The organism is Microbispora sp. NPDC049633 (genome assembly GCF_040675265.1).
In the GTDB taxonomy this organism is placed as follows: Bacteria; Actinomycetota; Actinomycetes; order Streptosporangiales; family Streptosporangiaceae; genus Microbispora; species Microbispora maris.
Genome location: NZ_JBFAOO010000106.1, coordinates 1 through 26,141, shown reverse-complemented (window position 1 = coordinate 26,141; position 26,141 = coordinate 1). Strand labels below are relative to the sequence as shown.

General features: G+C 71.1%; 19 protein-coding genes and 1 pseudogene. 7 read left to right on the top strand and 13 right to left on the bottom strand.

Annotated features, from left to right (window positions below; genetic code table 11):
* Window positions 1-576 precede the first annotated feature (576 nt).
* The 9 genes from tyrS to argC form a co-directional block, all read right to left on the bottom strand.
* Window positions 577-1,842: a tyrosine--tRNA ligase gene (tyrS, locus tag AB0J39_RS24855; protein WP_363468661.1), complete on the bottom strand. Its 1,266-nt coding sequence runs from the start codon at window positions 1,840-1,842 to the stop codon at window positions 577-579.
* Between the two features lie 131 nt (window positions 1,843-1,973).
* Window positions 1,974-2,657: a DNA-3-methyladenine glycosylase gene (locus AB0J39_RS24850; protein WP_363468657.1), complete on the bottom strand. Its 684-nt coding sequence runs from the start codon at window positions 2,655-2,657 to the stop codon at window positions 1,974-1,976.
* Window positions 2,639-4,051, bottom strand: a complete 1,413-nt coding sequence (gene argH, locus AB0J39_RS24845) for an argininosuccinate lyase (protein ID WP_363468659.1) — start codon at window positions 4,049-4,051, stop codon at window positions 2,639-2,641. Before argH ends, AB0J39_RS24850 begins: the two co-directional genes overlap by 19 nt.
* A gap of 365 nt (window positions 4,052-4,416) precedes the next feature.
* Window positions 4,417-5,001 carry an arginine repressor gene (locus tag AB0J39_RS24840; RefSeq protein ID WP_363468655.1) on the bottom strand — a complete coding sequence of 195 codons (585 nt, stop codon included), beginning with the start codon at window positions 4,999-5,001 and terminating at the stop codon, window positions 4,417-4,419.
* Entirely contained in the window at window positions 4,998-6,017 is a 1,020-nt protein-coding gene (argF, locus tag AB0J39_RS24835) for an ornithine carbamoyltransferase (RefSeq protein ID WP_363468653.1), read from the bottom strand. Before argF ends, AB0J39_RS24840 begins: the two co-directional genes overlap by 4 nt.
* Window positions 6,010-7,200, bottom strand: coding sequence for an acetylornithine transaminase (locus AB0J39_RS24830; RefSeq protein WP_363468651.1), 1,191 nt, complete (start codon window positions 7,198-7,200; stop codon window positions 6,010-6,012). Before AB0J39_RS24830 ends, argF begins: the two co-directional genes overlap by 8 nt.
* Window positions 7,197-8,150 carry an acetylglutamate kinase gene (argB, locus tag AB0J39_RS24825; protein ID WP_363468649.1) on the bottom strand — a complete coding sequence of 318 codons (954 nt, stop codon included), beginning with the start codon at window positions 8,148-8,150 and terminating at the stop codon, window positions 7,197-7,199. Before argB ends, AB0J39_RS24830 begins: the two co-directional genes overlap by 4 nt.
* A complete protein-coding gene (gene argJ / locus AB0J39_RS24820) occupies window positions 8,147-9,301 on the bottom strand; it encodes a bifunctional glutamate N-acetyltransferase/amino-acid acetyltransferase ArgJ (protein WP_363468648.1) in 1,155 nt (384 codons plus the stop codon). Before argJ ends, argB begins: the two co-directional genes overlap by 4 nt.
* Before the next feature lie 127 nt (window positions 9,302-9,428).
* Window positions 9,429-10,451, bottom strand: a complete 1,023-nt coding sequence (gene argC / locus AB0J39_RS24815) for an N-acetyl-gamma-glutamyl-phosphate reductase (RefSeq protein WP_363468646.1) — start codon at window positions 10,449-10,451, stop codon at window positions 9,429-9,431.
* Window positions 10,452-10,642: 191 nt separating this feature from the next.
* Here argC and AB0J39_RS24810 point away from each other — a divergent pair, with 191 nt between their 5' ends.
* Window positions 10,643-12,298: a class I adenylate-forming enzyme family protein gene (locus AB0J39_RS24810; RefSeq protein WP_363468645.1), complete on the top strand. Its 1,656-nt coding sequence runs from the start codon at window positions 10,643-10,645 to the stop codon at window positions 12,296-12,298.
* 86 nt (window positions 12,299-12,384) lie between these two features.
* Window positions 12,385-12,759: a nuclear transport factor 2 family protein gene (locus tag AB0J39_RS24805; protein WP_363468643.1), complete on the top strand. Its 375-nt coding sequence runs from the start codon at window positions 12,385-12,387 to the stop codon at window positions 12,757-12,759.
* A 23-nt stretch (window positions 12,760-12,782) separates the two neighbouring features.
* Here AB0J39_RS24805 and AB0J39_RS24800 read toward each other — a convergent pair whose 3' ends face one another.
* A complete protein-coding gene (locus tag AB0J39_RS24800) occupies window positions 12,783-14,045 on the bottom strand; it encodes a hypothetical protein (protein ID WP_363468642.1) in 1,263 nt (420 codons plus the stop codon).
* Between the two features lie 182 nt (window positions 14,046-14,227).
* Here AB0J39_RS24800 and AB0J39_RS24795 point away from each other — a divergent pair, with 182 nt between their 5' ends.
* The 5 genes and pseudogenes from AB0J39_RS24795 to AB0J39_RS24775 all read left to right on the top strand — a co-directional run bounded on the left by AB0J39_RS24795 (window position 14,228) and on the right by AB0J39_RS24775 (window position 22,182).
* On the top strand, window positions 14,228-15,502 hold the full coding sequence (locus AB0J39_RS24795) for an MFS transporter (RefSeq protein ID WP_363468640.1): 1,275 nt from the start codon (window positions 14,228-14,230) through the stop codon (window positions 15,500-15,502).
* A 205-nt stretch (window positions 15,503-15,707) separates the two neighbouring features.
* Window positions 15,708-16,793 (top strand): polysaccharide deacetylase family protein, encoded by a 1,086-nt coding sequence (locus tag AB0J39_RS24790; RefSeq protein ID WP_363468638.1) that lies wholly within the window; start codon window positions 15,708-15,710, stop codon window positions 16,791-16,793.
* Window positions 16,794-17,150: 357 nt separating this feature from the next.
* Complete coding sequence (locus AB0J39_RS24785) at window positions 17,151-18,266, top strand: polysaccharide deacetylase family protein (RefSeq protein WP_363468636.1); 1,116 nt, start codon at window positions 17,151-17,153, stop codon at window positions 18,264-18,266.
* Between the two features lie 262 nt (window positions 18,267-18,528).
* Window positions 18,529-18,752 (top strand): annotated as a pseudogene (locus tag AB0J39_RS24780) (Uma2 family endonuclease); the annotation flags it as partial.
* A 250-nt stretch (window positions 18,753-19,002) separates the two neighbouring features.
* Window positions 19,003-22,182 (top strand): penicillin acylase family protein, encoded by a 3,180-nt coding sequence (locus AB0J39_RS24775; RefSeq protein WP_363468634.1) that lies wholly within the window; start codon window positions 19,003-19,005, stop codon window positions 22,180-22,182.
* 6 nt (window positions 22,183-22,188) lie between these two features.
* On the opposite strand, the gene AB0J39_RS24770 is transcribed toward AB0J39_RS24775, so the two are convergent.
* From AB0J39_RS24770 to pheS, 3 genes are all read right to left on the bottom strand, one after another.
* Window positions 22,189-22,434 carry a hypothetical protein gene (locus tag AB0J39_RS24770; RefSeq protein WP_169983101.1) on the bottom strand — a complete coding sequence of 82 codons (246 nt, stop codon included), beginning with the start codon at window positions 22,432-22,434 and terminating at the stop codon, window positions 22,189-22,191.
* A gap of 122 nt (window positions 22,435-22,556) precedes the next feature.
* Complete coding sequence (locus AB0J39_RS24765) at window positions 22,557-25,127, bottom strand: phenylalanine--tRNA ligase subunit beta (protein WP_363468632.1); 2,571 nt, start codon at window positions 25,125-25,127, stop codon at window positions 22,557-22,559.
* Window positions 25,127-26,141, bottom strand: a 1,015-nt coding sequence (gene pheS, locus AB0J39_RS24760; protein ID WP_363468630.1) for a phenylalanine--tRNA ligase subunit alpha, incomplete at its 5' end; no start/stop codon positions are given. The genes AB0J39_RS24765 and pheS, both read right to left, overlap by 1 nt.

Here is a 26,141-nt window from a genome sequence, read left to right as displayed (position 1 = left end):
TCATGACGGGGTCATGCATGATTTCATGCACTGGCTTTTAGCACACTGTTGAGTTCTCAAGAAACGGACGCGACCACCATCACCCAGAACCCGATCAACAGGTCCCGAGATCCAGGGCGATAACTTCCGTTCGGCCGACTCTGCGGCGATCGCCGCACCGCAGACCTGGAGGGCCATGCGATCTCGGCCGATGCTCTTGTTAGAGTGACCGCCCCTCTCGGGGCAACCACTCCATCTTAAACCCTCACCCGCTTCGCGTCAAACCCTTCGGTCTGGCCGCACCACGGATGACCCCGACTTGACGCGAGCGCCTCGTCTGGGTGGTTGTCAGAGTGGCTTGCCCGTCGGGGTCCGGCCGCCTGTCGGCGTCCCGCTCTCCCCGGGGGCGAAGAAAACATTAGGCAACCCGGGTCTGGCCGTCAAATCACGGCGAGATGGCCGAAACCCCAGGCCAGACGGGAACTTCCGGCGCTGACCGCCATGAACGCCACAAGATTGTTACCCTCGTCACAACAACTCTTGGCCATGAAACAGCCGCCCCAGCCTCAGGCCGGGGCGGCTGTTCGGTTCCGAGGGTCAGGCGATCTCGACGCCGCCGACCGTCTTCTTGCCTCTGCGCAGCACGAGGAACCGGCCGTGCAGCAGGTCGTCCGCCGAGGGCACGTACTCCTCGTCGGTGATCTTCGTGTTGTTCAGGTACGCGCCGCCCTCCTTGACGGCACGCCGCGCCGCGGACTTCGACTCCACCAGCCCGCTCTCCGCGAGCAGCTCGACGTACGGCGCACCCAGAGCCGGCACGACGGCCTTGGGCACCTCAGCGAGGGCGGACTCCAGCGTCCGGGCGTCGAGTTCGGCCAGGGAGCCCTGGCCGAACAGCGCACGCGAGGCGGCGATCACGCGGGCCAGCTCGTCGGCACCGTGCACCAGAGTCGTCAGGTCCTCGGCCAGGGCTCGCTGCGCCTCTCGAGCCGCCGGCCGCTCGGCCACGGCCTTCTCCAGCTCCTCGATTTCCTCCCGGGTGCGGAAGGTGAAGACCTTGAGGAAACGCACCACGTCCCGGTCGTCGGCGTTCAACCAAAACTGGTAGAACGCGTACGGCGAGGTCAGGGCGGGATCGAGCCAGATCGCACCGCCCGCCGTCTTGCCGAACTTCGTGCCGTCGGCCTTGGTGATCAGCTTGCCGGTGAGCGCGTGAACGTGCCCGCCCTCGACCCGCCGGATCAGGTCGACGCCGGCGGTGATGTTGCCCCACTGGTCGCTGCCACCGAGCTGCAGGGTGCATCCGTTCCGCCGGTACAACTCCAGGTAGTCGTTGGCCTGCAGGATCTGGTAGCTGAACTCGGTGTAGCTCAGCCCTTCACCGGCCAGCCGGGCGGAGACGGATTCCCTCGCCAGCATGCGGTTGACGGGGAAGTGCTTGCCGACGTCCCGGAGGAAGTCGATCGCCGACAGCTGCGCCGTCCAGTCGAGGTTGCTGACCAGCGTCGCCGCCGTCGGCCCCTCCTCGAACGACAGGAACTTCTCGACCTGCACGCGGATTCGCGCGACCCATTCGGCGACGATGTCGCTGGAGTTCAACGCCCGCTCGGTGCTGCGGCCGCTCGGATCGCCGATCAGACCGGTGGCGCCGCCGACCAGGCCGATGGGCCGGTGGCCCGCGCGCTGGAAGCGGGTCAGGATCAGCAGCGTGGCCAGGTTGCCCACGTGCAATGAGGGTGCGGTCGGGTCGAAGCCCGCATACACGGTGATCGGACCGTCGGCCAGCGCCTTGCGCAGCGCGTCGATGTCGGTGGTCTGCGCGATCACGTCGCGCCACTCGAGCTCGTCGAGGATGTCAGCCATCTCCGACGTCGGCACGAGGTTGCCTGAAGTTGCGGTCACGGTCGTGGCTTTCGCTTATTGATGGTGGATGTACGGGCTTCCGTACAAGCCTGCCTGATCACGAAACCTTATCGCCACTTCATTCCAGCGCGTCAGCTCGTGGTGCGACCCCGGCGCCGGGGCACGTGAGCGCGGTACGGCGACACGGTGGGATCCCCGTCGATCCAGAACCGCCAGGGCGTGTCGGCGCCCGCGGACACTCCGGTTCGGGGGCCCGTCTTGACCTGGCCGGACGGCACGGGCCGGCCCTCGTGCACCCGGATCGGGCCCCCGGTGCAGCAGTCCGTCCCGTTGTGCTCCCGCACCAGGCCGAGCGCCACCGTGAGCCGGGCCGGTCCACGCGCGAGATCACGGTCCGGGACCCGCCGCACCAGCCCTTCCAGCTCCGGACCGTCGGCGTGCGGCATACGGCGGATGCGGGCGGTGTGCACGCCCGCGATCACCTCGCCGGCGCGTAACAGGACGGCCGAGCCGGTGCCCGCGGGCATGCACACGAGGTTCGCGCAGTAGTGCATGCCGTACGTGAAGTAGACGTAGAGGTGCCCCGGCGGCCCGAACATGACCGAGTTGCGCGGCGTGCGTCCCCGGTAGGTGTGGGAGGCCGGGTCCTGCCCCGGCCCGCCGTACGCCTCGACCTCGCTCAGCCGCACCGCCACCGACCCGTGCACGACCACGCGGCCGAGCAGGTCGGGCGCGACCACGTCAGAAGGACGGTCGAAGAAGTCGCGGCCGAGCGGCGCGCCCGCGACGTCTTCGATCAGCTCTCGTTCGCCCATGCCGCCTGACCGTCGACGGTCTCCCGGAGGTTCGCGATCTGGTCGCGGACCCGGTCGGGCGCGGTGCCGCCGAACGCGCTGCGGGCGGCCAGCGCGCCGTGCACGTTCAGCACGTCACGCACGCTCGCACCCGTGGCGTCGACGGCGAAGTGCGGCGAGACCTTGGCCAGCTCGTCGTCGGTGAGCTCGCCGAGGTCCTTGTCGTTCACCTGGCACCACACCACGAGGTGGCCGACGGCCTCGTGCGCGTCACGGAACGGGACCCCGCGGCGGACGAGCAGTTCGGCGAGGTCGGTCGCCAGGGCGAAGCCGTCGGGCGCGCTGGACTCCAGCTTGGCCTTGTTCACACGCATCGTGGAGACCATGCCCGACACCGCGGGAAGCACCAGAAGAAGGGTGTCGACCGCGTCGAACACCGGCTCCTTGTCCTCCTGCAGGTCCCGGTTGTAGGTGAGCGGCAGGCCCTTGAGGGTCGTCAGCAGCGACATCAGCGAACCGATCAGCCTGCCGCTCTTGCCCCGGGCCAGCTCGGCGACGTCGGGGTTCTTCTTCTGCGGCATGATCGACGAGCCGGTCGAGTAGGCGTCGTCCACCTCGATCCACCGGAACTCCTGCGAGGCCCACAGCACGATCTCCTCGCCGAGCCTGGAGATGTGCACGCCGATCAGCGCGGCACAGAACAGGAACTCCGCCGCGAAGTCGCGGTCGGCGACCGCGTCCATCGAGTTCGGCGCGGGAGCGTCGAACCCGAGTTCGGCGGCGACGGCGGCGGGGTCGAGCGGCAGGGAGGAACCGGCCAGCGCGCCCGAGCCGAGCGGCGAGATCGCCGCGCGCCTGTCCCAGTCACGGAGGCGATCCACGTCCCTGGTGAGCGCGTGGACGTGAGCCAGAAGCTGGTGGCCGAACGACACCGGCTGGGCGTGCTGCAGGTGCGTCATGCCGGGGGCGGCGACGTCGGCGTTCTCCTCGGCCTGGCTGATCAGCGCCGTCTCCAGCTCGGCGAGCCGGGAGACGATCGTGCGGACGTGGTCACGCAGGTAGAGGCGCAGGTCGGTGGCGACCTGGTCGTTGCGGCTGCGGCCGGCGCGGAGCTTGCCGCCCAGCGAGCCGAGCCGTTCGAGCAGGCCACGCTCCAGTGCCGTGTGCACGTCCTCGTCGGCCACGGTGGGGCGGAACTCTCCCGTGCGGCAGGCCCGGTCGAGGTCGTCGAGCGCGCCCAGCATGCGGTCGAGCTCCTCCTGCGTCAGCAGCCCGGCGCGGTGCAGCACCCGCGCGTGCGCGCGCGAGGCAAGCAGATCGTACGGCGCGAGCCGCCAGTCGAACTGCACGCTCACCGACAGGCGCGTGAGGGCGTCCGCGGGTCCCCCCTCGAACCTGCCACCCCAGAGCCTCATCGGCTTGTTGTCCGCCACCGTCTTCTCCCTCCGATATTCGAGTCCCTGCCGAAAAGATGACCGCGCACCGTTCCCGCCCGGGCCGTCGTACGTAGATCCTTGCGCCTGGTCCGGCTTTCTCGGATGAACACTCGGCGCGATTCTTCACGCGGATCCTTTGCGGGACTAATCCGCGACCTTAGCCGACGTACGCCCCGGTCCCTGCACCGGAACCGGGGCGTATGCCGAGTCGATCAGGCCTGGCGGGAGTCCCGCGCGGCCGCGATTTCGTTCTCGCCGATCGAGTGCCTCGACCTCTCGACGAGGCCGATCGGCAGGCCCTTCCCCCACGACGTCGCCGGAGGAGGCGGGCGCTGCCCGATCCGTCACTCTTCCCGCTCTTCGCCGTCGTGGGCGCGGACCTCCGCGGCGAGCTTGTGCCTGCTCACGTCGGGCGTGCGGCGGGTGGCGAGGTTGAGCAGGGACTCCGCCAGCCCCTGCCCCCCTGCGGGATCACGGCTGATGACGAGGATCGTGTCGTCGCCGGCCACCGTGCCGAGGATGGATTCCCAGCCCGCGTGGTCGATGGCCGAGGCGAGGAACTGCGCCGCTCCCGGCGGCGTGCGCAGGATCACGAGGTTGGCCGACGCCTCGGCCGACACCAGAAGCTCCTCCGCGATCCTCCGCAGCCGCGCGTCGGGGTTCTCCGGCAACCCGTTCGTGGCACCGGTGCGATAGAGGGGAATCCGCCCCCCGCCCTCACCGGGCAGCGCGTAGACCAGCGTGCCGTCGTCGGCCCGCAGCTTCAGCGCGCCCAGCTCGTCGAGATCCCGGGAGAGTGTGGCCTGGGTGACCTCCACTCCCTGCTCCGCCAGGAGCTTGGCCAGCTCCGGCTGCGAGCGCACCTTGTGCCTGGTCAGCAGCTCCACTATGCGAGCGTGCCGGGCCGCCTTGGTGAGCGGGATGGTCACGACCCCTCCGCGCCCCGTGTCGCCAGCCAGTGCAGCAGCGCCTTCTGGGCATGCAGCCGGTTCTCCGCCTGGTCCCACACGACGCTCTGCGGCCCGTCGATGACGTCCGCGGCTATCTCCATCCCCCGATATGCCGGAAGACAGTGAAGGACGATCGCGTCCGGGTCCGCGAGGCCGAGCAGGGCGGTGGACACCTGGTAGGAGGCGAAGGCCGCGACCCGCTCGTCCTTGCCGTCCTGGCCCATGGACACCCAGGTGTCGGTGGCGACGACATGGGCTCCGGCCACCGCGGCCGCCGGGTCGCTCACCGCCGTGACCGACCCGCCCGTCGCCGCCGCGATCTCGGCCGCCCGCTCCATGACCAGGGCGTCGGGCAGGTAGCCCGCCGGCGCCCCGACCCGGACGTGCATGCCGGCCGTGGCCCCGCCCAGCAGGTAGGAGTGAGCCATGTTGTTGGCACCGTCGCCGAGGTAGGCGAGCGTGAGCCCCCTCGGCGAGCCCTTGTGCTCCCGGATCGTCTGCAGGTCGGCGAGGATCTGGCAGGGGTGGAACTCGTCGGTCAGCGCGTTCACCACCGGCACCGACGAATGGGCCGCCATCGCCTCGATGCGCTCCTGGCCCGCCGTCCGCCACACGATCGCCGCGACCTGCCGGGACAGCACCCGCGCGGTGTCCTCGACCGGCTCGCCGCGTCCCATCTGCGACGTGCCGAGGTCCATGACCAGTGGCTGGCCGCCCAGCTCGGCGACGCCGACGGTGAAGGAGACCCGGGTGCGGGTGGAGGGCTTGTCGAACAGCACGGCGACCGTGCGGGGGCCCGCGAAGGGCCGGTAGCCGAACCTGTCCTTCTTCATCGCCTCGGCCAGGTCGAGCACCTGTGCCTGCTCCTCCGGCGACAGGTCGTCGTCCCGCAGGAAGTGCCTGACTCGCGCCGGGTCCGCGCCCTGCCTGGCTCGCGCCGGGTAGCCGCCCTGGCTCGGGCCGTCGTCAGGGGTCAGGAGGTCGTCGTCAGGCATTTGCGGTCTCCAGGATGCCGGGCAGCGCGTCGAGGAAGGTCTTCACGTCAGACTCGGTGATCACAAGCGGTGGCGCGAGCCGTACCGCGTCGGGCTGAAGGGCGTTGACCAGGAAACCGGCCTCCTGCGCCGCCGCCTGCACCTGCGCGGACTTGGGCGCGGTGAGGACGGCGGCCAGCCAGAGCCCTCGGCCCCTGACCCCCTTGAGCAACGGGTGCCGCACGGCGGAGATGCCCTCGGACAGCAGCGCTCCCACCTTGGCGACGTTGCCGAGCAGTCCGTCGCGCTCGATCGTGTCCAGCACCGCGAGCGCCGCCGCGGACGAGATCGGGTTGCCGCCGAAGGTCGAGCCGTGGTCGCCCTTCGCGAAGACCTCGCCGGTCTCGCCGAAGCCCACACAGGCGCCGATCGGCAGGCCGCCGCCGAGGCCCTTGGCCAGCGTCAGCACATCCGGGACGACCCCTTCCGCCTGGTGCGCGAACCAGTGCCCGGTGCGGCCGATGGCCGACTGGATCTCGTCGGTGACGAGCAGCGCCCCCGCCGAGGAGCAGATCTCCCTCGCGGCCCGGAAGTAGCCCTCGGGCGGCGGGACGACCCCGGCCTCACCCTGGGTGGGCTCCAGGAAGACCGCGGCGCAGTCTTCGGTCACCGCGTTCTTCAGCGCGTCCGCGTCACCGTAGGGGACGAACCGCACGTCGAGCGGGAACGGCCCGAACTGGTCGCGGATCGACGGCTTGCCGGTGAGCGACAGCGCGCCGAGCGTACGCCCGTGGAAGCCGTTCTCCGCCGCGACCATGTAGCCGCGGCCGTGGGTCCTGCCGTACTTGATGGCGATCTTGACCGCCGCCTCGTTGGCCTCGGTGCCGGAGTTGGCGAGGAAGACCCGCGCGGGCTCCCCGAGCAGGGCGAGCAGCTTCTCGGCGAGCAGCACCTCGGGCTCGTGCAGGAACAGGTTCGAGGTGTGCGCGAGGGTGGCCACCTGCCGGGACACCGCCTCGACCAGGGCCGGGTGGTTGTGCCCGAGCGAGGTCACCGCGATGCCGCCGATGAGGTCGAGGTAGCGGCGTCCGTCCACGTCCCAGACGGCGCAGCCCTCACCGCGGGCGATGGCGACGGGCGGCACACCGTAGTTGCGCATGAACGCCGCCTCGAAACGTCCGCGCAGTTCGTCGTTGGTGCTCATCTGGCAACCTCCCCGTTGACGGTGCCGTCCGCCGTCGCCCCGATCCCGTCCGGCGCCGCCGCGACGGCGGCGTCGGGCTCGACCATCGTCCCGATGCCCTCGTCGGTGAAGACCTCCAGCAGCAGCGCGTGCGGCACCCGCCCGTCGAGCACGTGCGCCTGCGGGACGCCACCGCGCACGGCGGCCAGACATGCCTCCATCTTCGGCACCATGCCACTGGACAGCGAGGGCAGCAACGCGGCGAGTTCGGAGGCCCCTATGCGGCTGACGACCTCCTCGCTGCGAGGCCAGTCGGCGTACAGCCCTTCGACGTCGGTGAGGACGATGAGCTTCGACGCCTGGAGCGCCACGGCGAGGGCGGCCGCGGCGGTGTCGGCGTTGACGTTGTAGATCCCGCCGTCCTCGCCCCGGGCCACGGAGGACACCACGGGGATGCGGCCGTCGTCGAGCAGGGCCCGCACGGCTCCGGCCTCGACCCGGACGATCTCCCCGACCTGGCCGATGTCGACCTTGACGCCGTCCACGACGACGTGCTTGCGCTCGGCGGTGAACAGGTGGGCGTCCTCGCCGGACATGCCGACCGCGAACGGGCCGTGCCCGTTGATCAGGCCGACCACGTCGCGGTTGACCTGGCCGACCAGGACCATCCGGACGACCTGCATCGCCTCGGGGGTGGTCACCCGCAACCCGGACACGAAGTGGCTGTCGATCCCGAGCAGGTCGAGGTGCGACTGGATCTGCGGGCCGCCGCCGTGCACGATAACCGGCCGCAGGCCGGCGTAACGCAGGAACACCACGTCGGCCGCGAACTTGGCCCGCAGGTGCTCCTCGGTCATCGCGTTCCCGCCGTACTTGATGACGACGGTCGCGCCGTGGAAGCGCGCCAGCCAGGGCAGCGCCTCGATCAGGGTGTGCGCCTTGTCCAGGGCGCCGTTCCGCCTCACGCTCATGACGAGTACGCCGAGTTCTCGTGGACGTACGCCGCCGTGAGGTCGGTGGTGTGCACGGTGGCGGTGTGCGGGCCCGCGGACAGGTCGACGGTGATGGTCACGTCGCGGGGCCGCAGGTCGACCTTGGCACGGTCGTCCCCCGCCGCGCCGCCGCGGCAGATCCAGATGCCGTTGACCGCCACATTGACCCGCTCGGCCTCGAACACGGCGTCGGTGGTGCCGACCGCGCTGACCACCCGGCCCCAGTTGGGGTCCTCGCCGTGGATGGCGCACTTGAGCAGGTTCGAGCGGGCCACCGCACGGCCCACCGCCACCGCGTCCTCCTCCGACGCCGCGCCGACGACCTCGATGGCGATCGCCTTCGTGGCGCCCTCGGCGTCGACCAGAAGCTGCCGGGACAGGTCCGCGCAGACCGCGGTGACGACCTTCTCGAACTCGGCGAGGTCGGGGCGCACGCCCGACGCGCCGCTCGCGAGCAGCAGCACCGTGTCGTTGGTCGACATGCACCCGTCGGTGTCGAGCCGGTCGAACGTCACGGAGGTGGCCCTGCGCAGCACCGTGTCGAGTTCCTCGGAGGTGAGGTCGGCGTCGGTGGTGAGCACGCACAGCATCGTGGCGAGCGCCGGCGCGAGCATCCCCGCGCCCTTGGCCATGCCGCCCACCATGTAGCCGTTCTCACCGCGGCGGAAGGAGATCTTGCTGACGGTGTCGGTGGTCCGGATCGCGTCGGCCGCCGCCAGGCCGCCGTCGCGGCTGAGCTGGGCGGCCGCGGTCCCCACGCCGCCGAGCAGCGTGTCGATCGGCAGCCGCTCGCCGATCAGGCCGGTGGAGCAGACCGCGACCTCGGCCGCGGAGTCGTCCAGGACCTCGGCGACCTTCTCGGCGGTGGCGTGGGTGTCCTGGAAACCCAGCGGACCGGTGCAGGCGTTGGCGCCGCCGGAGTTGAGGACGACGGCCCTGACCCGGCCTTCACTGAGGACCTGGGCCGACCACAGGACCGGTGCGGCCTTGAAGCGGTTGCGGGTGAAGACGCCGGCCGCGGCGCGCGAGGGGCCGTCGTTGACGACCAGGGCGAGGTCACGGGCGCCGCCGCTCTTGATCCCGGCGGCGACTCCGGCGGCGCGGAAACCCAGCGGTGCGGTGACGCTCATGCCGCCCCCTTGACTGCGAGCTCGGAGTCACGTCGTGCCGAAGGCGCGCAGGTCAGTGCCGCGCGAATCGCGCTCTGCCTATCGATTCGCTCGCTCATGCGCGCTCCTCCAAACGAAACAATCTTGCTCACGGGGCGACTCCATTGGTGGGAAGTCCGACTTCTTCCGGCAGGCCGAGAGCGAGGTTGGCGCTCTGGATCGCGCCGCCCGCGGTGCCCTTGGTGAGGTTGTCGATGGCGACGACGGCGACGATCCGCCCGGCTCGCTCGTCGAGGGTGACCTGCAGGACCGCCGTGTTGGCCCCGACCGTCATCGCGGTCGCCGGCCAGACCCCCTCGGGCAGCAGGTGGAGGAACGGCTCGTCCTTCACGGCCGTCTCGTACGCCTCGCGGATCGTGGCGGCGGTGACGCCGGAGGCGGCGGGAGCCGTGCAGGTGGCGAGGATGCCCCGGCTCATCGGTGCGAGGGTCGGCGTGAACGACACGCGGACCGGCCGTCCGGCGACAGCCGACAGGTTCTGCTCCATCTCCGGAGTGTGCCGGTGCACCCCGCCCACGCCGTACGCGCTGACCGAGCCCATGACCTCGCTGCCGAGCAGGTGGGCCTTGGGCGCCCGGCCGGCCCCGGAGGCGCCGCTCGCGGCGACGACCACGACGTCGGGCTCGGCCAGCCCGGCCGCGAAGGCGGGGAACAACGCCAGCGTCGCGGCGGTCGGGTAACAGCCCGGGACGGCGATGCGCCGGGCGCCGCGCAGGACCTCACGCTGACCGGGCAGCTCGGGCAGGCCGTAGGGCCACGTGCCGGCGTGGGCGCCGCCGTAGAATGCTGTCCACTCCTGCGCGCTGGTCAGCCGGAAGTCGGCGCCGCAGTCGACGACGAGTGTGCCGTCGCCGAGTTCGGCGGCGACCGCGGCGGACTGGCCGTGCGGGAGGGCGAGGAAGACGACGTCGTGACCGGCGAGCACGTCGGGGGTGGTCTGCTCGATCACCCGGCCGGCCAGCGACGGCAGGTGGGGCTGGTGGGCGCCGAGTCTCGTGCCCGCGCTGGACGCCGCGGTCAGCGCGCCGATCTCGACGTGGGGATGGCCGAGCAGCAGGCGGAGCAACTCTCCTCCCGCGTAGCCGCTGGCCCCGGCGATCGCCGCCCTCATCCGCGCCCCCGATTCTCCGCGATCACTGCATGGTCATGCAGCAGACCTCATGTTCTTGCTTGTGTAGAGAGTATGCAACGCAAAGCATGAGCATGCAAGCAGCGTTCCGAGGAATGGACATCTAGCCGCCGTACCTACCGGTCGGTATCGTGAAACCTCCGGTTAACGAACGAATCCGGGAGTGCGCCAGCATGACGATCACGAACGAACAGGTCCAGGCCCAGCTCACGGCGCCCGGACAGCTCTTCGAGATGGACGAGGTCGAGGTCGGCGGTCACAAGATCCGGGCGTGGAAGCATGCCCCGGCCACGTTCCGGGCCCTCCTGGAGATCACCCGGTTCCACGGGGACAAGGTGTTCGTGGTCTACGAGGACGAGCGCATCACCTTCGAAGAGCACTTCCGGCTGGCCGCGACACTCGCCAACCGTCTCGTGGACGACTTCGGCGTGCGCAAGGGCGACCGCGTCGCCGTCGCCATGCGCAACTATCCGGAATGGATCATCTCCTTCTCCGCGGTGCTCGCCGCGGGCGCGGTGGCCGTGCCGCTCAACGCCTGGTGGACCGAGCAGGAACTGGCGTACGGCCTCGACGACTCGGGCGCCAAGGTCGTGATCGCCGACGGCGAGCGCGCCGCCCGGATGGCCGGCAGCGGCCTGCCGATGATCGTCACCCGCGGCGCGGGCGCCAACTGGGCGGAGGTCCTCGGCGAGGTCCGGGCCGACGTGACGCTGCCGCAGGTCGACATCGGCCCCGACGACCTCGCCACGATCTTCTACACCTCCGGCACCACCGGCAGGTCCAAGGGCGCCCTCGGCAGCCACCGCAACCTCGGCCAGGCGCCGATGACCGTCGCGTACGCGATGATGCGCACCGTGGCCATGGCCGGCAGGGACGTGGCCGCGGCGGCCGAGAAGCGCAGGATCACCCTGCTCACCGTGCCCCTCTTCCACGTCACCGGGTGCTTCGCCGTGCTGATGACCACGATGTTCAGCGGCGGCGGGCTCGTGCTGATGTACAAGTGGGACCCCAAGCGGGCCCTGGAGCTCATCGAGCGTGAGCGGGTCACCGTGATGAGCGGCGTGCCGACCAACGCCTGGCAACTGCTGTCCCACCCCGACCTGGACAAGCACGACGTCTCCTCGCTCGGCTCCATCTCGTACGGCGGCGCCCCGGCCCCGCCGAAGCTGCTGGAGCGGCTCACCGAGACGCTCCCCAACCGCACGCCCGCCAACGGGTACGGCATGACCGAGACGACCGCGCTCGCGATCTACAACAGCGGCGCCGACTACCTGGCCAAGCCCGACAGCATCGGACTGCCGCTCGCCGTCGTGGACGTCAAGGTCTGCGACCCGCTCGGCGCCGAACTGCCGCCCGGCGAGGTCGGCGAGCTGTGCATGCGCGGGCCGATCGTCATCATCGGTTACTGGAACCGCCCGGACGCCACGGCCGAGACGTTCGTGGACGGCTGGCTGCACACCGGGGACCTGGCCCGCATCGACGAGGACGGCTTCGTCTACATCGTCGACCGCGCCAAGGACATGGTGATCAGGGGTGGCGAGAACGTCTACTGCGCCGAGGTCGAGGCCGCCCTGTTCGAACATCCCGCGGTGGACGACGCGGCGGTGATCGGCATCCCGGACGACGAGCTGGGCGAGCAGGTCGGCGCCGTCGTACGGCTCAAGCAGGGCGCCGGCGCCACCGGCGAGGAGCTCCAGGAGTTCCTGCGCGGCCGCATCGCGGCGTTCAAGGTGCCGGTGCGGTTCTGGTTCAGGGAGGCCGAACTGCCGCGCAACCCCGGCGGCAAGGTGCTCAAGACCCACCTGCGCAAGGAGACCCTGGGCCTCTAGGGTTACCTGCCGCGTAATCGCCCCGCCTCGGGGGTCCGTGACACCGTTCACGTGTCGTCACGGAAGACATCCCCGAAGGAGTGGAAATGACCGATCACACTGCCCTGGCCGAGCGTTACGTCGCCGCCTGGAACGAGCGCGACGCCGAGGCCAGGGCGAAGGCCGTGGCGGAGCTGTGGGCCGAGGACGGCGGCTACACCGACCCGCTGGCCTCCGTCACCGGACACGACGGCATCGCCGCGGTGATCGCCGGTGCGCAGGAGATGTTCCCCGGGTTCGTGTTCACCCTCGGCGGGCCCGTGGACGGCCACCACGACATCGCGCGCTTCACCTGGCACCTCGGCCCGCAGAGCGCCGGAGAGGCGGCCGAGCCGGTCGTGATCGGCTTCGACGTGGTGGTGCTCGACGAGGACGGCCGGATCCGCAGCGTCTACGGCTTCCTCGACAAGGTTCCCGCCTGACCGCCTCTCCCCCCGGCCCGTCCTCAGAAACGAGAACTGGGGACGGGCCCGGCGGAGCGGGCGCGGTCGCGCGTGCCGTCGGCCGGCCACATCGGGGCGATCCCGGCCACGAACCGGGCGAGCGCCTCGTCGGTGTCGGAGGGCAGTTCGTCGGGCGTGGGGGTGGCGCGCAGAATCTCCGCGGCCAGATCCTCCGCCTCGCGATCGTCTGCCGGGGACCTGGCCATGTCACCGTCCGGCGTGAAGTGCATCTTCTCGTCCCAGGGCGCGACGACCATCTGGCAGAGCAGCGCGCTGACGTCGGCGCTGACCTGAGGCGGCTCGGTCCAGCATGTCGCGTGCTCGTAGAGGATCTGGCCGGCCGCGCGTTCGTACAGGTCCACGACGAGGTCGCCGGCGTTCCCGAGGTCGTAGGCGATGACGACGGTGTCGGTCCGGCCGGGGGCGAAGGGCTCGGCGGGCAGCCCCAGGACCTGGGACGCGGCGAGGCCGAGAGCGAGATCGCCCCGGCCGGGCAGCAGGGACACCGTCTTCGGCGTCCGGCCCGCCGCCTCCAGGACGGTGCGCAGCCGGCGCAGGCCGTACAGGCAGGCGCCGAAGTCGTCGTTCAGGTAGGCGTACCGGCCGTTCATGCCCTGGTCGAAGCCGAACGGCGACAGGGTGCCCAGGACACCGCCGGTCAGCGCGAAATGCCAGCCCCTCAGGTCACGTGGGTCGAGCCGGCCGAGGGCCCGCGCCTGCCGCGCCCGCGTGAGCATCCTGGACAGACGGCCCCGGGCCGGCAGCCAGAACTCGTCCTCCGGGAAGGGGAGCCCGTCCGCCTCGGCGGCGGCGCGGTCCACATCGCCGGACATCAGCGCGTTGTAGGCCAGGAGGTAGCGATCGGGCCACGGAGTCAGGACGGCCTCGTGTTCGCTCAGCACGAGAACGGCCTCGCCGTGCCGATTCTCGTCCTCGAAAGCGGTGACCAGCTCCCGCAGGATCGCCGGCGAGCCCGGCTCCCGGCGCAGTGCCTCCCGCAGGGCGGGGACCGCCAGGAAGGAGGCGCCCCGCTCTATGCAGGCGTAGCCGTACGCGTAGAGCACCCGCGACCGGCCGGGGCCGGCCGACACGGCGGCCGCCGTCTCGGCCAGGTCGGCGAACCCCATGAGTTCCGCCGCCCGCCGGACGAGGGCCGCGCTGTCGGCGATCGGGAGACGATCCACGGTGGAGCGCAGATGACCCATGAGCCCGGAGACGTCGCCGGCTTCCGCCAGCGCCCGCGCCTTCTGGAGATCGCTGTTCATAGAGGGAACCTACTGGCGCCCCATGCCGTGGATCACCGCGTTTTCCTCGCCCTCTCTCAGGCGAACGCGTTCGGCTGCGGCCACCCAGCAAGGTGTCGCCGGGGCGCGGCGGAAAAGCAGTTGCCTGCCCTCGCGGCGAATCGATGAAATGGGCCATCGTGGGGGGCAGCCCTGATCGTTCTGTGAAGTCCCTGGCCCGGCGGCTGAGACTGGATCTCAGCCCGCTGCGGGAGTTCCGCGACTTCCGACTGCTGCTCGGCTCCGGTCTGATCACGATGCTCGGCACGGTCGTCACGACCGTGGCCGTGCCGTACCAGATGAAGCAGCTCACCGACTCCTACGTGGCGGTGGGACTGGTCGGCATGGCCGAGTTCGTCCCGATGGTGGTCTGCGGCCTGTGGGGCGGCGCGATCGCGGACGCGCACGACCGGCGCAGGATCGTGATACTCAGCGAGCTCGGGCTGTGTCTGTCCTCGGTGCTCCTGCTCGTCAACGCGCTGCTGCCCCGGCCGCAGGTCTGGGTGCTGTACGCCGCCGGGGCGCTGGCCGCCGGGCTCGGCAGCATACGGTCGCCCAGCGAGCAGGCGATGATCAACCGCGTGCTGCCGCTGGACCGGATGCCCGCGGCGTTCGCACTGCAGGGCCTGGTCCGCAACGCCGCCATGATCGCGGGGCCGGCGGCGGGCGGTCTCATCGTGGCCTCGCTCGGGCCGGCCGCCTCCTACGGCGTCGACGTCGCCTCGTTCCTGCTGTCCCTCGCGCTGCTGGTCAGGGTCGGCGCCGTCCCGCGCGCCGAGGAGCCCACGCCCGCGTCGCTGCGCTCCCTGCTGGAAGGCGTGCGGTACGCGCTGCGGCGGCCCGACCTGATGGGCACCTATCTTGTGGACATCGCGGCGATGGCCTTCGCCAGTTCCACCGCGCTGTTCCCGTTCCTCGCCGAGGACCTCGGCGCGTCGAAGGCCGTCGGAGTCCTTTACGCGGCCGGTGGCGTCGGCGCGGTGGTCGCCTCCCTCACCTCGGGCTGGACGGCCCACGTCCATCGGCACGGGCTCGCCGTCATCGTCTCGGCCGCCCTGTGGGGCGTCGCCGTGGCACTCGCGGCCCTGATGCCGGACATCTGGCTGATGTTCCTGTTCCTCGCCGTCGCCGGCGGCGCCGACATGGTGAGCGGCCTGTTCCGCGGCACCATCTGGAACCAGACGATTCCGGACTCCTACCGTGGACGGCTCGCGGGCATCGAACTGCTGTCCTACTCGGCCGGACCGATGCTGGGCGACGCGCGGGCCGGGTTCATGGGCCAGTTGGGCGGCACCCGATTCTCCCTCGGAGCGGGCGGCCTGCTGTGCGTGGCCGCGGTCGGGCTGATGGCGGCCGCGCTGCCCCGGTTCCGCCGGTACGACGCGAGGACCGACGAGCACGCGCTCGCTCTCCGCCCGCCGGAGTCCGCGACGACGTGAAAGGTTCATCGGCGCCCGGCAGTGCGACCCGCGCCTGACCGGTTGCCGCTGAAATATTTCTATCGAGTCTTTGACATGTTTCAACGGCGCTTCCCAGAATGATGCCCCCGGCGAACCCGGGCCGGACGGCGCCTCCCTCGCAGGGTGACGTGCCACCAGGCCTGGCTCCGGTGTCCGATCAGAGCCCCCGGCAGGAGGAGCAGACATGGCCGACAGCGCCGTGCCCATCGGAAGACGCGCAGGCTTACGCAAGACGGTCGCCACGGCGCTCGCGGGCGTCGTCGCCGCGGCACTCGCGACCGTGGCCGTGTCCACCACCGCCGCACTGGCGGCCGACTGCAGTGGCGGCTACGTCGGACTCACATACGACGACGGCCCGAATCCCAGCAACACGACGAACCTGCTCAACACGTTGAAGGCCAACGGCCTGCGAGCCACGTTCTTCAACATCGGTCAGAACGCCGCCGCCCACCCGTCCCTGGTCAGAGCGCAGGTGGACGCGGGCATGTGGGTCGGCAACCACAGCTACACCCACCCGCACCTGCCCCAGATGAGCAGCTCGCAGATCCAGTCGGAGCTGCAGCGGACCCAGCAGGCCATCCAGCAGGCCACCGGCTCCGCGCCCAAGCTGTTCCGCCCGCCATACGGCGAGACCAACTCGACCCTCCAGTCGGTGGAGCAGCAGCTCGGCCTGAAGGAGATCATCTGGGACGTCGACTCCCAGGACTGGAACGGCGCCAGCACCGCTCAGATCGTCCAGGCCGCCGGCCGCCTGCAGAACGGTCAAGTCATCCTGATGCACGACCAGTACGCCACGACGGTCCAGGCGATCCCGCAGATCGCCGCCAACCTCCGCAGCCGCAACCTGTGCGCCGGCATGATCTCCCCCACCACCGGCCGCGCGGTCGCCCCCGACGGCAGCGGGCCCGTCTCCCCCTCGCCGATGATCCCGCAGTCCCCCAGCCCCAGCCCCACGACCACACCCACGGGGGGACCGGGCGGTTGCACGGCGACGATGGAGACCGTCAACTCCTGGGGTGGCGGGTTCCAGTCGAACGTGACGGTGCGCGCGGGCGGTTCGGCCATCAGAGGCTGGACGGTGACCTGGAGCTGGCCCGGCTCCCAGTCCGTCAGCCAGCTGTGGGGAGGCCTGCGGTCCGGCTCCGGCTCCTCCGTCAGCGTGCGCAACGAAACGTGGAACGGCAGCCTGGGCGCGAGCGCCTCCACCACCTTCGGCTTCGTCGCCAACGGCACCGCCGCCACGCCGACACTGACCTGCAGCGCGTCCTGACGGACAGCGCGACGGCGATCGCCTCACACCAGCCGTGCGACGGGAAGGGCTCACGTCCCCGCCGTACGGCCGTCGCGTCTACTCACAGGCCGGAGACTGTCCAATCGGACCATCGCCATGAAATCTTCATCCGATATTTCGGCAGCTCACCGGGGACATGAGTGACTCAATCGTTGAAATGTTTCTGTGAATCTTTGACATGTTTCAGCCTCGTTCCCCAGAATGATGCCCCGGCGAACCCCTGGGCCGGGCGACGCTCACCTATCGGTGGACAGCGCCGCCCGGCCCTCCCGATCGGAGGAGCAAGAGATGGCCGACAGCGCCGTGCCCACCGCAAGACATGCAGGCTTACGCAAGATGCTCGTCACGGCGCTCGCGGGCGTCGTCACCGCGGCGCTCGCGACCGTGACCCTGTCCGCCACCGCCGCGCAGGCGGCCGACTGCAGCGGCGGCTACGTCGGACTGACGTACGACGACGGGCCCAACCCGAGCAACACCACGAACCTGCTGAACACGTTGAAGGCCAACGGCCTGCGGGCCACGTTCTTCAACATCGGCCAGAACGCCCAGAACAACCAGTCCCTGGTCCGCGCCCAGGTGGACGCGGGCATGTGGGTCGGCAACCACAGCTACACCCACCCCCATCTCATCCAGATGGGCAGCTCGCAGATCCAGTCGGAGCTGCAGCGGACCCAGCAGGCCATCCAGCAGGCCACCGGCTCGGCCCCCAAGCTGTTCCGCCCGCCGTACGGCGAGACCAACTCCACGCTGAAGTCCGTCGAGCAGCAGCTCGGCCTCAGGGAGATCATCTGGGACGTCGACTCCCAGGACTGGAACGGCGCCAGCACGTCCGCCATCGTCCAGGCCGCCGGCCGCCTGCAGAACGGCCAGATCATCCTGATGCACGACCAGTACGCCACGACGGTCCAGGCGATCCCGCAGATCGCCGCCAACCTCCGCAGCCGCAACTTGTGCGCCGGCATGATCTCCCCCACCACCGGCCGCGCGGTCGCCCCCGACGGCAGCGGGCCCGTCTCCCCGTCCCCGACGATCCCCCAATCTCCAAGCGCGACTCCCACCTCCGGTGGTGGCAGTGGGCAGATCAGGGGTGTCGCCTCGGGTCGCTGCCTGGACGTGGCGAACGCGAGCACCTCGGACGGCGCTCAGGTGCAGCTGTGGGACTGCAACGGCCAGACCAACCAGACCTGGGCGTCCACCTCCGCCGGTGAGATCCGGGTGTACGGCAACAAGTGCCTGGACGCGGCCGGGACCGGCAACGGCGCGAAGGTGCAGATCTACAGCTGCTGGGGCGGCGACAACCAGAAGTGGCGCGTGAACTCCGACGGCAGCATCCAGGGCGTCCAGTCCGGGCTGTGCCTGGACGCCGTCGGCGCCGGCACCGGCAACGGCACCCAGCTCCAGCTGTACTCCTGCCACGGCGGCAACAACCAGAAGTGGACCTGGAACCGATAGCCCGCACCCGTGGCCCGCAATGCGGAACACCTTTGGCGCACCGCGGGCCACGATCCGGCCACCCCATTGGCGTATGAACCTGGCCGTCGGTCTCCTGTCGCGTGGACTGACCGCCAGGAACGGTGCGGCGCTCTCCGGGGAGCGCCGCACCTTCCCGCCGTCCAGGTCTCCTTCATGGCCCCGGTGCCGTCTCGGAGAACCCGCGTTCCGGCAGGAGACAGCCGGGGAATCACTTCGTGTGACGCTCATGCGTTGCTACGGTGAGCGGCAGCGTAAGCCACAGCTCTACGCCGAGGCGGGTATCGCACACTGCTGGCGTATAGAAAACCAGCCCTGGAAAACCAGTCCGACCGGCCCACGGTCTACGTGTACGAACTCGACCCGGCCACCACGTCGTACGCCCTGACCTGGATCTACCACGACCGGCTCAAGCTGGCGGTGCCGTTCGAAATGGACATCGACCTCACGGAGATCGACGCTCGCTGAGCTTGGCCCGCGAGCCGTCCGCTCCCCCGGCCGCCAAGTCGTCGCACAGCCGGAGGGCACAGGCGTCAGCGTCAGCCGCGCCCGGCACACCGGCCGGGCATCATGCGGGCGCACGCTGACCACGAAGTGGCCATTGCCCCTCCGGTTACCCGCGGGTATCGTCCGGAATTGAGCCTGGCTCACATTCGCGCGCGTGAACAGCACCACCACGGTCCCTTCACCCCCCGACACCGCGAAGGGAAGATCCCCCATGCACGCGCGCCTTCGACGGGCGATCACCGCTGCCGCCGCGCTGGCCCTGGTCGCCGTCGGCCTGCCCGCGGCACCGGCCGCCGCCGCCCCCTACTATCCGCCCGACGACTACTGCCTGGGCCAGTGCGCGGACATCCTGCCGCCCGGCCAGAACGGCAACGCCACGCTCGTCGACATCCTGGGCAACCAGACCCTCGGCACGTATCCCGCCCACAGCAAGGACCAGCTCGGCAGGTACGCCGACCTCATCTCCGGCTACACCGGCCTCACCGACGAGCAGATCTCCGCGTTCTTCAACGACAGCGGTTTCGGCGTGCCGGCGAACCAGGTCGCGAGCACGGTGAGCCCGCGCTCGGACGTCACCATCGTCCGCGACAAGGCGACCGGCGTCCCGCACGTCACCGGCACCACCCGGGAGGGCACCATGTTCGGCGCCGGATACGCCGGCGCGCAGGACCGCCTGTGGCTGATGGACCTCATGCGCCACGTCGGCCGGGGCGAGCTGACGCCGTTCGCCGGCGGCGCGGCCGGCAACAGGGAGCTGGAGCAGAGCGTCTGGCGCAACTCCCCCTACACCGAGGCCGATCTCCAAGCGCAGATCGACCGGCTGCGGACCGCCGGCTCCAGGGGCGCCCAGCTGTACGCGGACGTGCAGAGCTATGTCGCCGGGATCAACGCGTACATCGACCACTGCATGGCCAACCGCGACTGCCCGGGCGAGTACGTGCTGACCGGCCACCTCGACGCGATCACGAACAAGGGCGGCCCGGAGGACTTCCGGATGACCGACCTGATCGCGATCTCCGGCGTGATCGGCGGCCTGTTCGGCGGTGGTGGCGGCGCCGAGATGCAGTCCGCCCTCGTCCGCGTGGCCGCGCGGGCGAAGTACGGCGCCGCCGAGGGAGACCGGGTGTGGACGGCCTTCCGCGCCCAGAACGACCCGGAGACCGTGCTGACCCTGCACGACGGGCAGAGCTTCCCCTTCGGGGCGGCCCCGTCCGGCGCGACCGGAGTGGTGCTGCCCGACGCCGGCACGACCGCGCCGGTCGACATCACGGCCAACGAGACCGGCACCGCCACCTCCGCGACCACGCAGGCCGAGAGCGCGCTGACCGGGCTCACGGTCGACAATTCCAAACCCGGGATGTCCAACGCCATCGTGATCTCGGCCGCCAAGGCGGCCGGCGGGCACCCGATCGCCGTGTTCGGGCCGCAGACCGGCTACTTCGCGCCGCAACTGCTCATGCTGGAGGAGCTGTCCGGGCCCGGCATCCGGGCACGCGGCGCGGCCTTCGCCGGGCTCAGCCTCTACGTGCTGCTCGGACGCGGAACCGACTACGCGTGGAGCGCCACCTCCGCCGCCGAGGACATCACCGACACGTACGCGGTGACGTTGTGCGACCCGAACGGCGGCACGCCCACGCTCTCGTCGGACCACTACCTCTACCACGGCGCCTGCACGGCGATGGAGACGCTGAAGAAGACCAACTCCTGGAAACCCAACACGGCCGACTCCACCGCCGCCGGGTCGTACGACCTGGTCGTCAAGCGCACCAAGTACGGCCTGGTGACCTGGCGGGGCACGGTCGGCGGCGTGCCGACGGCGTTCACCACGCTGCGCTCGACCTACCAGCACGAGGCGGACTCCGCGATCGGGTTCCAGATGTTCAACGACCCGGCCGAGATGGGGTCGGCCGCCGCGTTCCGCAACTCGGCCTCCACCATCGGCTTCGCGTTCAACTGGTTCTACGTGAACTCCGCCGACGCGGCGTACTTCATGTCCGGCAACGTCCCCGTACGGTCGGCGGTGTCCGACCCGAACCTGCCCATGGCGGGCGACGCCGCGCACGAGTGGAGCGGCTTCGACCCGGCGGCCAACACGGCGTCCTACGTCCCGCCCTCGGCGCATCCGCAGGCGGTCAACCAGGACTACTTCGTGAGCTGGAACAACAAGCAGGCCAAGGACTTCGGCGCGTCGGACGGCAACTTCAGCTTCGGCGCGGTCCATCGGGGCGACCTGCTCGACGTGCCGGTGAGAGCGGCCCTGTCCTCGGGCACCCTCGACCGCGCCGGAGTCGTGAAGATCATGGCGTCGGCCGCGACGACCGACCTGCGCGGATGGAAGGTGCTGCCCAAGCTGCTGCGCGTCGTGAACAGCGCCGCCGTCTCCGATCCCGCTCTGGCCTCGGCCGTCGCCAAGCTGTCCGCCTGGGCCGCCGCGGGCGCCACGCGGCAGGAGACCTCGAAGGGCAGCAAGACGTACGCGCACGCCGACGCCATCCGGATCTTCGACGCGTGGTGGCCGAAGCTGGTCCGGGCGCAGTTCCGGCCCGGACTGGGCGACGGGCTCTACCAGGCGCTCGTCAACGCGCTGCAGATCAACGAGTCGCCCTCCGGGCACCAGCAGGGCGACGTCTCCTCACTGCCCGGCTCGGCCAACGAGGCGCAGCCCCACAAGGGCTCGTCGTTCCAGTACGGCTGGTGGGGCTACGTGGACAAGGACATCCGGGCCGTGCTGGGCGACCCGGTGGCCGCTCCCCTGCCGGCGAAGTACTGCGGGGCCACCGTGACGGCCTGCCGTACGGTCCTGCTGGACAGCCTGGCGGCCGCGCTGGCCGAACCGGCGGCGACGACCTACCCGGGTGACGACTCCTGCTCGGCGGGCGACCAGTGGTGCGCCGACGCCGTCCGGCAGTCACCGCTCGGCGGCGTCAAGCACTCGCTGATCTCGTGGCAGAACCGGCCGACCTACCAGCAGGTGGTCGCGTTCCCCGCGCACCGCGGCGACGACGTGACCGACCTCGCCCTGGGCCGTACGGCGAGCGCGTCGAGCACGCAGGGCTCCAACGGTCCCGCCAAGGCCGTCGACGGAGACCCCGCGAGCCGGTGGGCCAGCGCGTGGAGCGACAACCAGTACATCCAGGTCGATCTCGGCTCGGCGAAGACCGTGAGCCGGGTGATCCTGCGCTGGGAGGCGGCGTACGCCTCGTCGTACCGGATCCAGACCTCGGCGGACGGTTCAACATGGACCACCGTCGCGCAGACGACCACGGGCGACGGCGGCGTGGACACCGTCACGTTCGCGCCGGGCAGCGCGCGCCACGTGCGGATGCAGGGGGTCAAGCGGGGCACCGGCTACGGCTACTCGCTGTACTCCCTCGAGGTGTACGGCAGATAGGACGGGTCAGCCCGGCTCGCGCCAGCCCTCGCCCTCCTCGGCGAGGGCGTCGAGCCGGGCGAGGCCGGCCGGGCCCAGCGCGCCATCCGGGTCGTCCACCACGACCACCCACTGGGCGTCCTCGGCGTCGTCCTCGCCGGCGAGCAGCTCACGGACGACGGTGGGGACGCCCAGTGCCGGGAACAACTCGGCCACGGCCTCGGCCGACTCCTCCGCGCTGTCCCGCTCGGGGAACACCAGCAGGTGACGCACCGCTCCTCCGGAGATCGCTGCTCGCCCCTCGACTGCCCATGGGTGCAGGGGGCGACATGGCGGCGGGTGCCGGCCCGGTGCGCGTTCGCACCGCTGCCGGCACCCGCCGAGGTGAACCGTGCTCAGGCGCCGCGGAGCTGGGCTCCGGTGCGCTGCGCGGCGACGGCGACGGCCGCGTCCCGCGCCGCCGTGGTCTCCTCGGCCGTGAGCGTGCGGTCGGGGGCCCGGAACCGCAGCGTGTAGGCCAGGGACTTGTTCCCCTCGCCCACCTGCGGGCCCGTGTAGACGTCGAACAGCCTGACCGACTCCAGCAGCTCGCCCGCGCCCTCGCGGAGTGCCGCCTCGACCTCGGCGACCGGGACCGAGGCGGAGACGGTCAGGGCGACGTCCTGCGTCGCCACCGGGTAGGCCGAGACCGCGGGCGTCTCCACCGGCCCGGCGGGGACCAGCAGCGACAGCTCCAGCTCCATCGCGCAGGTGCGCGGCGGCAGCCCGTAGGCCTCGACGACCCGGGGGTGCAGCTCGCCGGCGTGACCGGCCAGGACCTGCTCACCGGTCTCCGCGTCGGTCACGGTCAGCGCGGCGCACCGCCCGGGATGCCACGGCTCGTGCTGGTCGGCCCGGACGCCGAGCTCCACACCCGCCGCACGCGCGACCGTGCGGGCCGCCTCGACGGCGTCCGCCCAGGACGCCTGCCGGCCCTGGCCCCACCAGCCGGAGCGCTCGAACTCTCCCGCGAGCACCACGGCCACCCGGAGCGGCTGCCTCGGCAGCGCCCTCTCGATCGCCGCCAGCTCCTCCTCAGAGGGCCTGCGGTCGACCGCGAGGACCGGCGCCGTGGCGGGGGCGTCCGGCTCGGGCCGGTAGACCAGCCCGGACTCGAACAGCGCCGCGTCGGCGAATCCGCGGCCAACGTTGCGCACCAGGATCTTCAGCAGACCGGGCAGCAGCGTGGTCCGCATGTACGGCTCGTCCTCGCTGAGCGGGTTGACCAGCCGGGTCGCCCGCCTGCGGGGGTCATGCCCGGGCAGCAGCAGGTTGTCGAGGTCGCGCGGTCCCATGAACGGGTAGGCGAGCACCTCCACGAAACCCGCGTGGGCCAGGGCCCGGCCCACCCGGCGGCGCAGCCGCTGCTCCTCCGTCAGCCCGCCGCCGGCGGGAGCGGGCGGCAGGACCGACGGGATGCGGTCGTACCCCTCCAGCCGGATGACCTCCTCCGCGAGGTCGTTCGGGTCGGTCAGGTCGGGACGCCACGTCGGCGGCGTGACGGTGATCAGGTCGTCGCCGTGCACGGCCAGCCGGCCGGCGAGGTCGCCGGAGGCGAGCACGCCGGTGGCCGCGACGCCGCTCCCGGCGGTGGCCGCGGGCGCGGCGCCCTCGGTCACCGTGCAGCCGATCTGCTCCAGCCTGCGGATCACGCTCTCCCGCTCGTACGTCACGCCCGCCACGCGGCTGGGGTGGTCGACCGGGATGGTGATCCGAACCGGGGACACCTCCGTCTGGGCGTGGGTCACTCCAGGCTCGGCGACGGCCCCGCCCAGCTCGGCCAGGAGCTGGACGGCCCGCCACGACGCGGCCAGCGGCAGCTCCCGGTCGACGCCGCGCTCGAACCGCTTGGACGCCTCGCTGACCAGGTTGTGCCGCCGCGACTCGCGGGCGATGCCGGTGGCGGAGAAGTGCGCCGCCTCGATGACGATGTCGGTCGAGGTGTCGGAGATCTCCGTGTGCAGGCCGCCCATCGTGCCCGCCATCGAGATCGGGCCCGAGTCGTCGGTGATGAGGATGTCCTCCTCGTGGAGCGTGCGCACCACGTGGTCGAGCGTCTCGAGCTTCTCGCCCGGCCGGGCCCGCCGTACGACGACCGTGCCGGACAGGCGCGACCGGTCGAAGGCGTGCAGCGGCTGGCCGAGCTCCAGCATCACGTAGTTGGTGACGTCGACGGCCAGCGAGACCGAGCGCATGCCGGCGCGGGCCAGCCGCACCCGCATCCACAGCGGGGACACGGCGGCAGGGTCGAACCCGGTGACCGAGCGCAGCACGAAACGGTCGCAGGCGGTCGGGTCGGCGATCGCCGCCGGCCAGGACTCGCCGCCGTCCGCCGGCGTCTCGACCGCGGCGGGGTCGCGGAACGGCACGCCGAACGCGACGGCCGCCTCACGCGCGACGCCGCGGATCGACAGGGCGTATCCGCGGTCGGTGGCGACCTCGAGTTCGAGCACGTCGTCACGCAGGCCGAGCAGCTCGACCACGTCCGCGCCGATCGGGGTGTCCTGCGGCAGCAGCAGGATGCCCGGGGAGGACTCGGCGATGCCGAGCTCGGCCTCCGAGCAGATCATGCCGTCGGACAGGCGCCCGTAGGTCTTGCGGGAGCCGATCTCGAAGCCGCCGGGGAGCACCGCGCCGGGCAGCGCGACCGGGACCACGGCGCCCTCGGAGAAGTTCGTCGCGCCGCACACGATCTCGCGCGGCGTCGCCTCCCCCACCTCGACCTTGCAGTGCCGGATCGGCTTCTTGAACCCGGTCAGCTCCTCGATCTCGAGGACCCGGCCGACCACGACGTTCTTGATCTCGTGGCCGTGCGACTGGATGGCCTCCAGCTTGAGGCCGGCGGCGGTGAGCCGGTCGGCCACCTCCTGGGCGGTGACCGCGGGGAGATCGACGTACTCCCGCAGCCATGAAAGCGGGACCTTCATCAGACCTCCATCCCGAACGGCAGGGTGAACCGGATGTCGCCCTCGACCATGTCACGCATGTCCTCGGCGTTGTGGCGGAACATCAGCGTCCGCTCCACGCCCATGCCGAAGGCGAATCCCGAGTAGACGGCGGGGTCGACACCGCAGGCGATCAGCACGCGCGGGTTGACCATGCCGCAGCCGCCCCACTCGATCCAGCCCTCCGACTTGCAGGTGCGGCAGGGCGGGTTGCCGGGCACCGCCGAGGAGCCGCGGCAGACGAAGCAGCGCAGGTCGAGCTCGGCGGACGGCTCGGTGAACGGGAAGTAGTGCGGCCGGAAGCGGGTGGTGATCCCCGCGCCGAACATCACCTCGGCGAACCGGTCGAGCGTGCCCTTCAGGTGGGCCATCGTCAGCCCCTTGTCCACCGCCAGGCCCTCGACCTGGTGGAAGACCGGTGTGTGCGTGGCGTCGAGCTCGTCGGTGCGGAAGGTCTTGCCCGGCGACACGACGTACACGGGGAGCGGGCGCGAAAGCAGGGCCCTGATCTGCACCGGCGACGTCTGCGTGCGCAGCACCTTCCCCGACTCGACGCTCTCCACGAAGAACGTGTCGTGGTCGGACCTGGCCGGGTGGTCGGTGGCGATGTTCAGCGCGTCGAAGTTGAACCACTCGCCTTCGAGCTCGGGCCCCTCGGCCACCTCGTAGCCCATCGCGACGAAGGCGTCCGCGATGCGCTCCTGGAGGGTGGTCAGCGGGTGCCGGGCGCCGCGCGGCGTGCGGTCCCAGGGCAGCGTGACGTCGACGGTCTCCTCGATGAGGACCCGCTCGTCCCGCTCGGCCTCCAGCTCGGCCTGGCGGGCCGCGAGGGCCTCGCCGATGGCCTTGCGCGCGGTGCCGATCCGCTTGCCCGCCTCGGCTCGCGCGGCGGGCGGCAGTGCGCCGATCTCACGGTTGGCCAGCGCGATCGGCGAGCGGTCGCCCGCGTGCGCGCGACCTCGCCGACCTGAAGCAGGCCAGGCTCGCGCACGCGGG